This is a genomic window from Cryobacterium sp. Hh38, from assembly GCF_004403235.1.
Classification (GTDB): Bacteria; Actinomycetota; Actinomycetes; order Actinomycetales; family Microbacteriaceae; genus Cryobacterium; species Cryobacterium levicorallinum.
On sequence record NZ_SOHD01000001.1, the window covers coordinates 18,495 to 31,282 of the forward strand.

At 58.3% G+C, this 12,788-nt stretch carries 10 protein-coding genes; 4 read left to right on the forward strand and 6 right to left on the reverse strand.

All coding sequences use genetic code 11. From position 1 onward, the window contains the following. Positions 1-69: 69 nt before the first annotated feature. Entirely contained in the window at positions 70-330 is a 261-nt protein-coding gene (locus E3T41_RS00095; protein ID WP_134476671.1) for a hypothetical protein, read from the reverse strand. Positions 331-790: 460 nt separating this feature from the next. On the opposite strand from E3T41_RS00095, the gene E3T41_RS17710 reads away from it, so the two are divergent. From E3T41_RS17710 to E3T41_RS00105, 3 genes are read left to right on the forward strand one after another with little or no spacing between them, the layout of a single operon-like run. Beyond that, positions 791-1,990 (forward strand): hypothetical protein, encoded by a 1,200-nt coding sequence (locus E3T41_RS17710; RefSeq protein WP_166791462.1) that lies wholly within the window; start codon positions 791-793, stop codon positions 1,988-1,990. Next, complete coding sequence (locus E3T41_RS00100; protein WP_166791463.1) at positions 1,977-3,416, forward strand: AAA family ATPase; 1,440 nt, start codon at positions 1,977-1,979, stop codon at positions 3,414-3,416. Before E3T41_RS17710 ends, E3T41_RS00100 begins: the two co-directional genes overlap by 14 nt. After that, the gene (locus tag E3T41_RS00105; protein ID WP_134476675.1) at positions 3,413-4,447 is read left to right on the forward strand and encodes a hypothetical protein; all 1,035 of its coding nucleotides are present in this window, start codon (positions 3,413-3,415) and stop codon (positions 4,445-4,447) included. The genes E3T41_RS00100 and E3T41_RS00105 overlap by 4 nt, the downstream gene beginning before the upstream one ends. A gap of 243 nt (positions 4,448-4,690) precedes the next feature. Here E3T41_RS00105 and E3T41_RS00110 read toward each other — a convergent pair whose 3' ends face one another. From E3T41_RS00110 to hisD, 5 genes are all read right to left on the reverse strand, one after another. Continuing rightward, positions 4,691-6,118 (reverse strand): aldehyde dehydrogenase family protein, encoded by a 1,428-nt coding sequence (locus E3T41_RS00110; protein ID WP_198416370.1) that lies wholly within the window; start codon positions 6,116-6,118, stop codon positions 4,691-4,693. 14 nt (positions 6,119-6,132) lie between these two features. After that, positions 6,133-7,221 carry a zinc-binding dehydrogenase gene (locus E3T41_RS00115; protein WP_134476677.1) on the reverse strand — a complete coding sequence of 363 codons (1,089 nt, stop codon included), beginning with the start codon at positions 7,219-7,221 and terminating at the stop codon, positions 6,133-6,135. 108 nt (positions 7,222-7,329) lie between these two features. Further along, a complete protein-coding gene (locus E3T41_RS00120) occupies positions 7,330-8,685 on the reverse strand; it encodes an MFS transporter (RefSeq protein WP_134476679.1) in 1,356 nt (451 codons plus the stop codon). 31 nt (positions 8,686-8,716) lie between these two features. Next, positions 8,717-9,463 carry an SDR family NAD(P)-dependent oxidoreductase gene (locus tag E3T41_RS00125; RefSeq protein ID WP_134476681.1) on the reverse strand — a complete coding sequence of 249 codons (747 nt, stop codon included), beginning with the start codon at positions 9,461-9,463 and terminating at the stop codon, positions 8,717-8,719. 11 nt (positions 9,464-9,474) lie between these two features. Further along, positions 9,475-10,815, reverse strand: a complete 1,341-nt coding sequence (gene hisD / locus E3T41_RS00130; protein WP_134476683.1) for a histidinol dehydrogenase — start codon at positions 10,813-10,815, stop codon at positions 9,475-9,477. 164 nt (positions 10,816-10,979) lie between these two features. On the opposite strand from hisD, the gene E3T41_RS00135 reads away from it, so the two are divergent. After that, positions 10,980-12,011, forward strand: a complete 1,032-nt coding sequence (locus E3T41_RS00135) for a LacI family DNA-binding transcriptional regulator (protein WP_198416371.1) — start codon at positions 10,980-10,982, stop codon at positions 12,009-12,011. The last annotated feature ends 777 nt before the right edge of the window (positions 12,012-12,788 follow it).

The window sequence follows — 12,788 nt, forward strand, 5'->3', positions numbered from 1 at the left end:
CAGAATCCAGAGGGTTACGGCTGCAGAGATGGAGTCGTTTCACTCGGGCGCAGAGTCGTTGGCTTTGAGTCATGTTGCGGCCAAGTGATCCACGACGTTTCCGACAGACTTCGCCGTAGTCGCAAGGTCGCTCAACCATTTCGCGACGGGCTCGCCGACGGCAGGGTCCTTGAGGACGACCTTTAGCGCCGCGACAGCAACGAGACCGCCGCCGGTCACTAACGCCTTGCGGACCGTGGAGTCCTGCGCGATAACTCGGATCAGGCGAAGGACGTGATCTGAGAAGTTGGGTGTGTTGACGACCGTCTGAACAACGTCGATGTGAGCCATGGTTCGAAACCCTTCTGGCGTCCGGCCGATCCGGAAAGCGCAAAGTCGTTTAGCCTACGGCGGCCCTCGGCCGACGTCAAGCTTAAAGACCAAACGTCGCGGTAGTCCCGCAACGGACATACATTGGGGCGAGCCGGTCGTTGTGCTGCTACCCGTTGACATTTCTAGAACGTGGGCCATATCCTGATCGACTTTGCACTTTCGGCCAGCCGGCCGGGCAAAAACAAGGGTCACGCACATGGTCCAGGGAAATGTCGGTCTTCAGAGTGGGCGCGGTGGCGGGGCCTCAGCGGCACGCTCCAGCGGCGCGTCCGCGCACGGCGGTTCGGCAGGTTCGTCCCGGGCAGGCTCGGGGTCAGCTTCTGGCCGGCCGGCGAGAAGTGCGTCAGCCGTGGGAATGGCCGCAGCGGGCACACCTGCGGAGAGCTCGTCGACCTCGCAGCGGGTTGCGAACACACGCATGTGGACGCAGCCGGCGACGCCCAAGCAGTTAGCCGCGCTGCAGGCCGGCGGCAATCACGACGGCAAGTACTACAGCAAAGCGCGCGCTTCTCGGACGATCGGCGGCGCAATGGCCGCGGGGGGCAGCGCCTCGGGTATTGCGGTCGCGAGCCATTCGGGCGCTCGGATGTCGTGGGTAGACACCACGGCGGTCGCGCAGAGGGAACAGCGCTCGGGTCAGGGGTTCGACGTTTCACGAGACGCCCGCCCGCAATCGCAGCTCTTCGAGGAGAAGAGGGACGAGAAGTCCGAAGTCGGCGAGGCGCCCGCTCTGCAACTGTCGATGAGCGTCTACGACTCGGTGCTGCCGTTCGCCTTTCTGATCGACCTCGAACACCGCAATGTGGACCGCCTCGAGGAGTACTTCGGCGTTCAGTCGCCCGACCACGTGCGCCAGCAGATCACGGCCTGGAGTCAGACGAAGATCGCTGTCGCAAGGCAATGGATGCAGGGGCACTCGGATATTGTCGCGATTCTCCGTCTTGCGCCGGTCGGCACGTTTACCGACCTGGAGGTGGCCGCGCGCACCCTGCTACTTGAGGCGTTCCCGGCTGACCTTGAAGAGAGCAACGTGCGCCGCTTGGAAAGCCAGTTCGGTGTTCAGGCGCCGGATCACGTGCGCCAACAGGCGAAGGGATGGGTGGCGAGCCGCGTCGAGGTGGCGACGGCCAACGCCGAGTTCCTCGTCGAGGTCGCCGCAGCGCGCTCGCCGCAGCCGACACCACCCGCCATCGGTGCACCGCCCATGCCGGACGAGCACCACGCGGTCGTGAGGCCGTCGAATGTTGCGGGTGCGCAGCATCGCGGCAGTGTCATTGGACTGAACCCGAACGGTGCGACCGTCGAGATTGCTCCCGGCATCACGGGGTGGCTCCACATCTCAAAGCTGCGCCCACTCGCCGGCGGCCGCCACGTAAAAAGCGTGGCGGAACACCTCCGACTAAGCCAGAAGATCGACGTGCGCGAGATCGGCACGGACGAGCGGGGTCGCCTCATGCTGGCTCTCGTCATCATTCGTTCGCCGGGTGGGGGGCGCGATGACCCGCATGAGCCCGAAGCTGGCTGCCCGCGCGGCCAAGGACAGCCGGCTCGCTATATTGAGCAATGGGCGTCAAAGCCTCAAGGGGAAGGGCAGGGAAAACAGCATGAGCAGCACTGATAAGAGCGAGGCCCGCGCCAAGGACTGGGCTGAGATTCTCGGAGAGCCAGAACGAGCCCCGGAACCTGAGGACTTCGCACCGGCGGATCAGGAGGAAGAAGACCGACTCTTCCTCGAAGTAATCCAAGCCGAAAAGCAGGCAGAGGTGGATCGGGATGTGCAGCCTGGCAATCGTGACTCCCACGCGCAGCCGGCTGCGACGGTGCAGCCGGACAAGCCTGCGGGTCCGCGCCCGGTGCGTCCCCAGCTGAGTCGTCTATACGTCGAGAATCTGAAGTCGCTTGCCGGGCGTCATGAGATCCCTCTGGCACCGCTGACCCTAATCTACGGGCCGAACTCAGCCGGGAAATCCACGGTTCTGCTTGCGCTCCGGCTCTTTGCGCGCGCCGCGAAAGAGGGCCGCCACGACGCCCTTCACCTCTGGGAGAATTGCCTAGGCGAGTACGGCGGTTTCAATGAGCTCATCTCGGGCCACGAAGAGTACGGTCGGCTTGGTCTTGGGGTCGACTTCTTGGCGAGGCAGGTTTACGCTCGGGCAGCAATCAGCATCCAGCCGTATCCCATTGCGGATCAGATTATCCAGAAGTCGGCGCTGAGCACTGGACCGACGCACCTTGCGATCAAGACTGTCGCTATTGACTACGGTGACCTCGTGGGCGGGGATGCGATCGCAGACGAGCCGATTTACAGCGTGCAGGACGGCGAAGGTGACGATCCGCGGCGTGTTCGGGCCGAAAACGGGTTGTTCGCTGAAGGTACAGAAGGCCAGGAGGATGCACTCTACGAGACCGCAGCGCATCTCGTTTATCTGGGACCGCACCGAGGTGACCCGAAACACACGTATGAGCCCGGTCCACAGCCCTTTGACTTGCGCAAGCGGGGGGACTTTCCTCGGGACAACGACCTCAATGATGCGCTGTCGCGCCTCGAAGTTCCATATCGCTTCGAACGCAAATCAACCATAACCGGCGGCCGGTCCACTGATACAGCTCGAAGACTAGTTGACACCCGCACTGGCGTTGAAGTGGGGCTCAACCAAGTTGGGTATGGAGTCAGCCAGCTGCTCCCCGTGGTTGATGCGTGCATCAATAGTGCGGGGCAAGTTATCTGCATTGAGCAGCCCGAGCTGCATATCCACCCGCGGTTGCAGGCAAAACTCGGAAATCTATTCGTGTCATCGATTCGGCGGGGGAATCAGATCATCGCGGAGACGCACTCGGAGAACGTTCTCCTCCGCGTTCGGAAAATGATTCGCCGAGGCCACATCAAGCCCGAAGAAGTTGCTGTCATTTACGTCGACAACACGATCTCTGAGGGCGTCACTATCCAACGCCTGCGGCTTGGAGTGCAGGGCGAACTCCTCGACCCTTGGCCGACCGGGTTCTTCGATGAAAGTCTCCGCGACATCCTCGGGATTATGGAATGACCGCTCGCAAGGGGTTGCTGGCTCGCGTAGCGATAGACCATGAGGCCCTCTTGGACTTCAAAGATGTCAGTCGCACATCGATAAACACACATCGGACGGTGACGCGATTGCTCGCTGAGTTCGCGGTCATCGAGCTGCGGGGACCCAACGACCAGCGTGCCGTTTACGGTGCTGTCGACCAACTGAGCACAGACATGAAGACCTTGTGGAGCAAACTTTTCGGTGGGCTCGACACCTTCAACAGGTTGCGTCTAGGTGAACGCGAGGAAGCGATTCACAATATCCTCGAGCAAGGAGACCTTCCAACTGACATTCGAGCCCACCTGAACCTCCTTATCGTAGGGGAGCAGGTGGCTCAGCAGCGGAAGGTCCCTCTCAGTGGCTATGCAGAAAAGCCCGGGGAGCCCGAACTATCAGTCGCTGACTCCGTAGATAACTGCGCCACGATCGAGAGAGTTCGAGCGCTGCGCGCGCTTGGCAATTATCCAGAGGGAACATTCCGGCGCAAGATCTGGAGTGAAGTATTCGCCGTGCTCGCCGAACTCTCGATCGATGTCACGCTGCTGGATGGCTTTTTCCTTATGCACGCTCTTGAGAAGAAGCCCGCCCACCGAGACCATGCGGAGTGGCTCATTCGAAACCTAGACAACACTCTCATGCCCGGCTCATCACTCCGCGTGCTCTGCTACCTGCCGAAGGGCGTCGGACAGGCCGAGGCCGAGAAGACACTGAGAGAGATGATCTCGCCGATCATCGGCGGAGGAAACCTGCTGCAGGTCACCGTCGTCCTCGCACCACAGGACGCGATCCAACACCCGCACAACCGCCACGTGAGGTTCAGCTGTGGCCTTGCGATCTCTACGGAAGAGGGTTTCGACCGTTTCGACAAGGAAACGATCACGGGCATCGATGGCTTCACCTGGAAAGTGTGGCGTCCCGAGATGCTACGTCAGCTAACAAAGCGAGAGAACGTGTACTTGACGAGACCCGACAGAATGGAATTCAAGATTCACCCAGTGTTGGCAAGTTGAAGTGCAGCCGTTGCCAGTTTTCCAACATTCGAGGAGGTCAGTGCTCATTGAGGTTGTGCTTGACGCAGCGGGTGCGCGTTACGAATAGGACCTCGGATATCACCGTGTCCATCCGGTCTATTGTCGAAATGGGCAACGCCCGGTGCGCCAGCCGAGCTGGTGGCGGAGGCTCCCAGCGCCTCCGCCACTCGCCCGACTTCTTGGACTGTCACGTGCGTTATCGAGAACGACTGACGGAAGCTCCTAAAGCTTCATGATGACGGTTTTGGTTTCGGTGTAGGCGTCCAGAGCCTCATATCCCTTTTCGCGCCCATAACCGGATTTTTTAAAACCACCAAATGGAAGCTCAACACCGCCACCAGCTCCGTAGGCGTTCACGTAGACCTGGCCAGCGTGTATGTCAGCAGACAGCCGGTGGGCACGGCCAATATCGCGGGTCCAGACGGCGGACATGAGCCCGTACGCTGTTCCATTGGCGAGGGCGACAGCTTCTTCCTCGGTGTCAAAGCTCATAGCTACTAGGACTGGCCCAAAGACTTCTTCTTGCGCAATCGTGGAGGTCGGGTCCACTCCAGCAATCAGTGTTGGTTCAAAGAATGCTCCACCGCTTAGGTTGTCAGGGATGCCACCGCCGACAAGGATCTCGCCCACTGCCGCGTCAACCATGCCGCGGACGCGGGCCTGCTGCTTAAGCGACACTAACGGTCCAAGATCCTTGTCGTCTAAGCCTGGACCGATGGTGGCCTTTGTTAAGTTCACCACTACTCTATCAAGCATTTCCTCGTAAATACTGCTGTGAACTAACAGCCGCGACCCTGCTGAGCAGGTCTGTCCGGCGTTCGCCAAAATGCCCTTCGTGACATAGTGCGCGGAGACGTCCAAGTCAGTATCTGGGAAAACAATATGAGCGGACTTGCCGCCCAGCTCTAACGTGACAGGGACGACACGCTCGGCTGCCGCCGTGGCAATAACCGAGCCAGTCTGCGTCGATCCCACGAACCCGACGTGATCCACGCCCGGGTGTTTGCTCAATGCGGCACCTGCCTCGGTGCCGATTCCGGTAACGACGTTGAGCACACCGCGCGGAATGCCCGCTTGGATAGCCAACGCGGCCAGGCGCACTGCGGTACGGGGAGTTTCGTCAGCGGGCTTTACCACTGAGCAGTTTCCAGTTGCGATGGCTGGAGCGACCGCACGGGCAAAAAGCTGCATGGGATAGTTCCAGGCGAGGACGTGGGCGGTGACTCCATAGGGCTCGCGGCGCGTATAGACATGCATGTCCGCCTGCAGTGGGATGGTTACTCCGTAGTACGAATCGATGGCGTGACCGTAAAATTGAAAGTAGCGAGCACAGGTCACCGCATCCGCACGCGCCTGAGTCAATGGTTTTCCGGTGTCTTCGGACTCCGTCCGGGCCAGGTCTTCCTTCTCTGCCAAGATAAGATCCGCGAATTTGGTCAGAAGCGATGCTCGTTCCTCCGGAGAGGTGCGCGACCATGCCCTCTGCGCAGCACGGGCGGCGGATACTGCCAGGTCGACTTCCGGCGCATCACTTCGTGCTACCGTTCCGAGGGATTTACCTGTTGACGGGTCGATATTTTCGTAGGACCTGGTGGTGTTCACGAAGTCGCCATTGATATAACTCTGTGTATGTGTCATTTTTTCGTTCATTCTATGAATGCCTCTCAGTCCTCGTCGATGACTAGGCCGGCGCGAGTCACCTTTTTCTCTTCTGCCGCCTTTAAAGCCTCCCGAACGTCAGCAAAAGCAAAGTCCGCGTCGACTAGGTCCTCCCATGGGAATTGTGGTGTGGCTTCGATGAAAGAGACAGCCTTACCAAGGACGTTGGCCGGATACCTGATCGACGCCCGAATCTGCACGCCAGATCGAGTAAAGAGGCCCGGGTCAAATTCAGTAAATTTGTTCGGGCTGATATTGCCTATTGACACCATGATTCCGCCGGGCCTGACGGATTTAACTGCCTCGGAGAACGCGCTCGGAACACCGGTCAAATCAATGACGATATCTGCGCCACCACCCGTTGCTTCTCTCATCAACTCGACACGCCCAGCGCTGCCATCTGCTTGTGACAGATCAAGAGCATGGTGTGCACCGAATTCCAGCGCCTTGCCGAGTCGATTGGCCGTCATCTCAGCAACAAATACTTCAGCTCCTATCTGGCGCGCTACCGCGGACGCACACACGCCAAGTCCGCCGGCACCCAGCACGATAACCTTTTGACCACGCTTGATGTCACCGGTCTCGCAACCACCATAAACCTGGGATAGTGCGCAGTTAGCCGAGGAGACGGCCTTGCTCGATACACTGTCGGGCACCTTATAGACGTACTGATCTGGTCCCACGGCATAGTGAGTGCCGAACGTTCCGTGGAAGTGCGGGGCGATATCGGCCTGGGTAGACCATCCAGCGTAGCCATTCCGACACAACTGTTCCTGACCCGCATTGCACTCTGGGCAGCGGCGACAGGCCTGGAAATACGTGGCAACCACGCGGTCGCCCTCTTTCAGCTCGTTGCCCGCGAAATCCCTGGTGACGCCTGCTCCGAGCCGTTCGACACGGCCGACACCCTCGTGCCCAAGTACACAACCAGTGGACACGAGCGGATGGTTTCCGTGCAGAATGTGAACTTCTGAACCGCAAACGTTGGCGCGGATCATTTTCATCATGAGGCCGCCGGCTACAGGATCAGTGATGTCATATTCCCGCTGATCAACTTCACCCGGGGATGTTAGAACTGTAGTGATACCTTTCAAGATTTTCTCCTTTGAAAATTGAAATGAGTCGAAAACACTGATGAATTGAGACCACAGGTCGGGTGGTCTTGGCCCAAGGCAAAGCACTCTTTGCAGCCGAAACTTCGGTCAGGCCTTGCTGCTGACTGACTGACGGGTCGCAGCGCGGCCAATGCTGCCGAGATCCACGTCTTTAGTTTCTTTCACCATCGACACGGACATAAATGCGGTCAAGGCTGAAACAACGACCAGGACAACCAACGGCCATGTCTCTCCGCCACTCCAGAGAATGAGCGAGGCGGCAAGTGCGGGAATAAACCCGGCCAGCACCGACAGTGCTTGGTATCCAATCGAAATTCCTGAGTACCGCACGGCCGTGGGAAATAGCTCACAATACAGCGCGGGCAAAGGGCCATACACTGCAGCATGACCGAGGCCGAGGAACAAGGCCACTCCAATTATTATTGCGAACTGACCACCCGTTTCAATGAGAGCAAAGATCGGCCATGCTGTAATTGCGATTGCCGCTGCCCCGAAAAGGAACGTTTTCTTCCTCCCAATGCGATCACTCAGCGACCCGAACACCGGGATCATGATGATGTTGAGGATCGATCCAACCATCACTGCCGTGAAGCCGTACGATGCCGGAACCTTGAGCGTTAGGGTCACATACGACAGCACGAACACCGTCATTAGGTAGTAATTCCCAGCTTCGCCGCCACGAGCAAAAATTGCGATCAGAAGCGCCTTCCGGTGGTGCTTGAGTAGCTCGACAAGCGGAACGTCGCGCTTCTCGTTCGTGGCGGCCATCCGTGCCTTTTCAGCCAGAAATTCAGGCGACTCGGTTGCGCTGAGTCGAATATAGAGACCCACAGCAGCGAGCACGATGCTGAGCAAGAACGGGATGCGCCAACCCCAGACAGCGAAATCGTCACCCGAGATCGCACCGGAAACGGCCACCGCGGCGGTGCCCAAGAGCAGTCCGGTGGATACCCCAATCTGCGGCCACGAGCCGTATAAGCCCCGTTTGCCTGCCGGGGCACTCTCAACCGCGATAATTGCGGCTCCACCCCATTCACCGCCAACGGCAAACCCCTGCGCCAGACGCAAGATAAGTAGCAGGATCGGTGCCGCTACCCCAATCTGCGCGTAGGTCGGCAGTAACCCGATCAGAGCAGTCGCAACCGTCATGACAGAAAAAGTCAATATTAGGGTCGCCTTGCGTCCGATCCGATCACCCATGTGCCCCGCAACCCATGCCCCGATAGGTCGGGCCACAAACCCAACCCCGAAGGACGCTAACGCTGCGATTTGCGAAATACCGGGCTCGAGTGAGGGGAAGAACAACTGTCCGAAAACAAGCGCTGCGGCCACCCCATACACCGTGTACTCATACCATTCGACAATGGCGCCAATCGTGCCAGATAAAACCGTCCTAAACCGAACGCGACGGGTTGGCAGCGTCGTTGCTACTGATGATTCCATGGAGAACTCCATTCTGTTGCGAAATTTTTATCTAGCGGATGGTGTAGCCACCGTCGATAGTGATGTTGTGACCGGTGATGAGTGAGGCGGCTTCGCTGAGCAAGAATGCGACCGCTCCGACGACGTCCTCGGGTTCTCCAAATCTTCCAATCGGGATCCGACTAAGTAGCTCGACAGCCCATTCCGGCCGGCTCAACGTAGACTCGGTCATTTCAGTGCGAATGAAAGTGGGTGCGACGGCGTTGACCCGAATCCGGTTTGGTGCCCATTCGAGAGCGAGGATCTTCGTTAGGTGAATTAGCCCCGCTTTGCTTGCTCCATAAGCGGCTCGTTCCTCAATGCCAACGATGCCGGCTTGGGAGGTGATATTGACAATGGACCCAACCGAGCTAGTCTCCATCCACGACTTGGCTAGCGCCGTTGAGAGGAAGAAAGTACCTTTGAGATTTGTGTCAAACACGGTGTCCCATTCCTGAGATGACACCTCGATTGCGGGCCTAGGAATGTTCACGCCAGCGTTGTTGACGAGCATGTCGATGCCGGGGTTGTGCGACTGCAACTTATCGACGAGCTCTAGGATCGAATCGGGTTCGGACATGTCAACGGACAGCGACGGTGTGCCGTACCGTTTCCCTATTTGCTGAGCTGTTGCTGCGTCGCGGCTCGTCCCATAAACCGTGGCTCCGAGTTCAGCTAGGCCATCGGCTATAGCCCGGCCAAGTCCGCGACCAGCCCCGGTCACAAGTACTCGGTGCCCGTCAAGACGAAAATTAACCATGTAACTAAGTGCTATTTGTTAAAGGTGTGTGTCGACCAGGGCAGCTCTGTACCGCGATATTTTGCCGCGCGTACATCACCCGAACGGGCATGACCTTCGAACGACTCCACCCGTGCTGCGCGTCCGCATAGTTCGCCGAAGAACGCGCTGGACTTGGTATCGGTAATTTCTTGATAAGTGACGGTGCGCAGGAATTTCCCAACCCAAAGTCCACCGGTATAACGGGCAGCACCTCGTGTTGGTAATACGTGGTTAGTGCCGATGACCTTGTCACCGTAGGAGACGCAGGTTCCCTCGCCAAGAAACAAAGCACCGTAGAAGTGCATCTTCTCGAGGGCCTCACGGGGATTCTCGGTAAGAATTTGTACGTGCTCGTAGGCATATTCGTCGGCGAGAGCATAGGCATCGTCAAGGTTGCCGACGACGTGAACCGCGCCCCAGTCCTGCCATGCTGCAGCCGCATAGTCTCTAGTCGGCAGATCAACCAGCAGGACGTCGATGTGCTCGATGACCTCGCGGCCGAGTTCTGGGCTGGTGGTGATCAGGACAGCCGGTGAATCCGGACCATGTTCTGCCTGGGAGAGCAAGTCCACGGCCACGATGAATGCATCGGCGTGCTCGTCAGCCACAATGAGCACTTCCGTTGGCCCGGCAAAGAGGTCGATACCGACCTCGCCGAAGAGCTGACGTTTGGCTTCGGCTACGAACGCATTACCCGGGCCGGCCAGCATATCGACTCGCTTGATGGTTTCAGTGCCTACAGCCATCGCAGCGATGGCCTGTATCCCACCGAGGAGATAGATTTCGTCTGCGCCGGCTAAATGCATGGCTGCGACTGTAGCGTCCGGAACCTTCCCTTGGATCAGCGGTGTGCAGGCGGCCACACGCGTGACACCGGCTGTCTTGGCGGTGATGATAGTCATGTGTGCGCTGGCGAGGAGCGGATACTTTCCACCCGGCACGTAGGCGCCCACGGCCTCGATCGGCACATTCTTTTGACCAAGTAGGACTCCAGGCATGGTCTCGATTTCAAAGTCAGTCAGGGATTCGAGCTGCCTCTGCGCCATAAAGCGGACCTGTTCCTGCACGAACTTAATGTCGTCGATGACTTGCTGCGGGACGCGAGCCATGATTTCAGACAGCTGCTCTGCGGTGATGAGGAACGACTCCGGCGAGTATTTGTCAAATTTCTCTGAGTATTCACGCACGGCGGCATCACCCCGGGTACGAATATCGGTGATGACGGCCTCCACCGTCGTACGTACGTCGGGATTGCCACCACGAGCAGTGCTGTTCTTGGCAGGCGCTTTGAGCAGTTGTGAGGTTGGGCTGGATGCCGTTACGACGGACATAGGAGAAAACCTTTCATCTTCATTGATGGGCGACGTGCATGGAGCGCTCCGTCACGGACTAGCTTTAGACCCGATAGTCCATGACTGTATACGTATACACGCCATGATTACAAACGGCAGACATGCGGGCAGACGAGGATAGTCAGCGAGATGTGGTGAGATCTATGCAGGGCCACATCGCTTTTTCTGAGAGGATTTACATGGTCACTAGCAGGGACGTCGCGCGTTTGGCAGGCGTGTCACAAGCCACTGTGTCGCGCGCCCTGTCATCGTCGCGCAATGTGTCGGCCGATACGTCGAAGCGCGTAAAGGCCGCCGTAGAATCCTTGCAGTATGTGCCACACGCTGGGGCCCAAGCTATGAAAACCCGCCGAGCAAAGACACTCGGTGTGGTGGTGGCTGACATGATAAACCCCTTTTACTCGGAGCAACTCGACGAGCTCACCAAGGTGCTCGATGCTGCCGGGTACCGGGTGGTCCTCTGGAACGCCGATGGGGCAGGTCACCAAGACGCGTTAAATGCCATCCGGGATCGAGCTGTAGATGGCGTTATTTTTACGTCCGCGACGGATGACTCCGCAGAACTTAAAGCAGCACTCGATAGGGATAGCCCCATCGTTCTGATTAATCGAATCATCGACGGTCTGGAATGTGATCAGGTCACGAGCGATAACCATGCCGGCGGAGTCATGGTGGCGGACTACCTCATCGATAAAAACAAGACCTGTGTCGCCTTTATCGGGGGGAGCGAAAAAGCCAGCACCTCTCGCAATCGCGGCGAGGGATTCATGAGCCGGATGACTGAACGTGGTTATCCAATACCCGAAAAGCTGCACAGCCACGGAGCTTTCTCGCACGAGCAAAGTTTTCAAATCATGAGCGACCTGATCGCCGGCCCGCATTCTTTGCAAGCCGTTTTTTGTGCCAATGATTATATGGCCTTTGGGGCAATCGACGCGGTCCGAAGTCACGGTTTATCTGTTCCCAATGATCTCTGGGTCATCGGCTATGACGACGTTGACATGGCATCATGGGCCTCGTTTGACCTCACCACTGTGCGTCAGCCAAGCCGGGAGATGGCGCGCGTCGGGGCAAAGATGCTCCTCAACCGCATCGAGTCACCTGAGCTGGCCATGCAGCAGGTCGTTTTTCCTTGCGAACTCAAGGTGCGGGGGAGCACTCGAACCCCGTCGTAGCCATGGTCCCAGCTAACATCGGCAGTGCAGCGCCACCGTTTCGGGCTTGTGCCCTCCACTCCCAGCCGGTACATAGTCGTGGCCACGGCCTTGCGGGCGATGATCTCGCTATCGACCGAAGGACGGCAAGGATCCGCGGAGAGCCGTAGACCTCGTCCTGAGTCGCGGTGGAACCAGGCGACCTCCTTGCTCGATGCTCTCCGGCCGCACGGTCCGGTCGGAGGGAGTGTGGCGCCGCCAGGCGTATTGGCCCGACCAAGAGACGACGGGGAGCTGAACGATTGTTTACACCGACCCGAAACGGGTGCGCCACGCGGTCAGCGCAACACCTGATGATCGGGTGGTGTTGGCACATATGATGGGCAAATTTTCTGATCGATTTTTTAGCGACAAAGTTCACGAGCTCGGGGATCTTAGAACAGCAGGTGGCCAACAGAAGCCAAGCTATTCGCTGTGCCAAGCTCCTAGAGGTATTGGGGTCTGGTCAGCTGTCGGTATGTCAGACTCCTCGGCGCATCCCAAGTTCGCTACATGGAGGGCCGGCATCGCTAGGACGGCGACCGATCGGGCACTGAGGTGGAATTATTTCGGCGATGTGGTGGAATCGAAACTATTCGGCTCAGCTCCCTTTAGCTCTATGAGTGGCCTGTGGGAATTACGTGAACTACCCGCATCGAGGAATTCACGTAATTCCGGCGTTTAGTTTACGAAATTCTTGCGGCAACAAAAAACCGGCGATCGCATCGCCGGTTTTTTTGCATAAAAGCGCCGATTCTG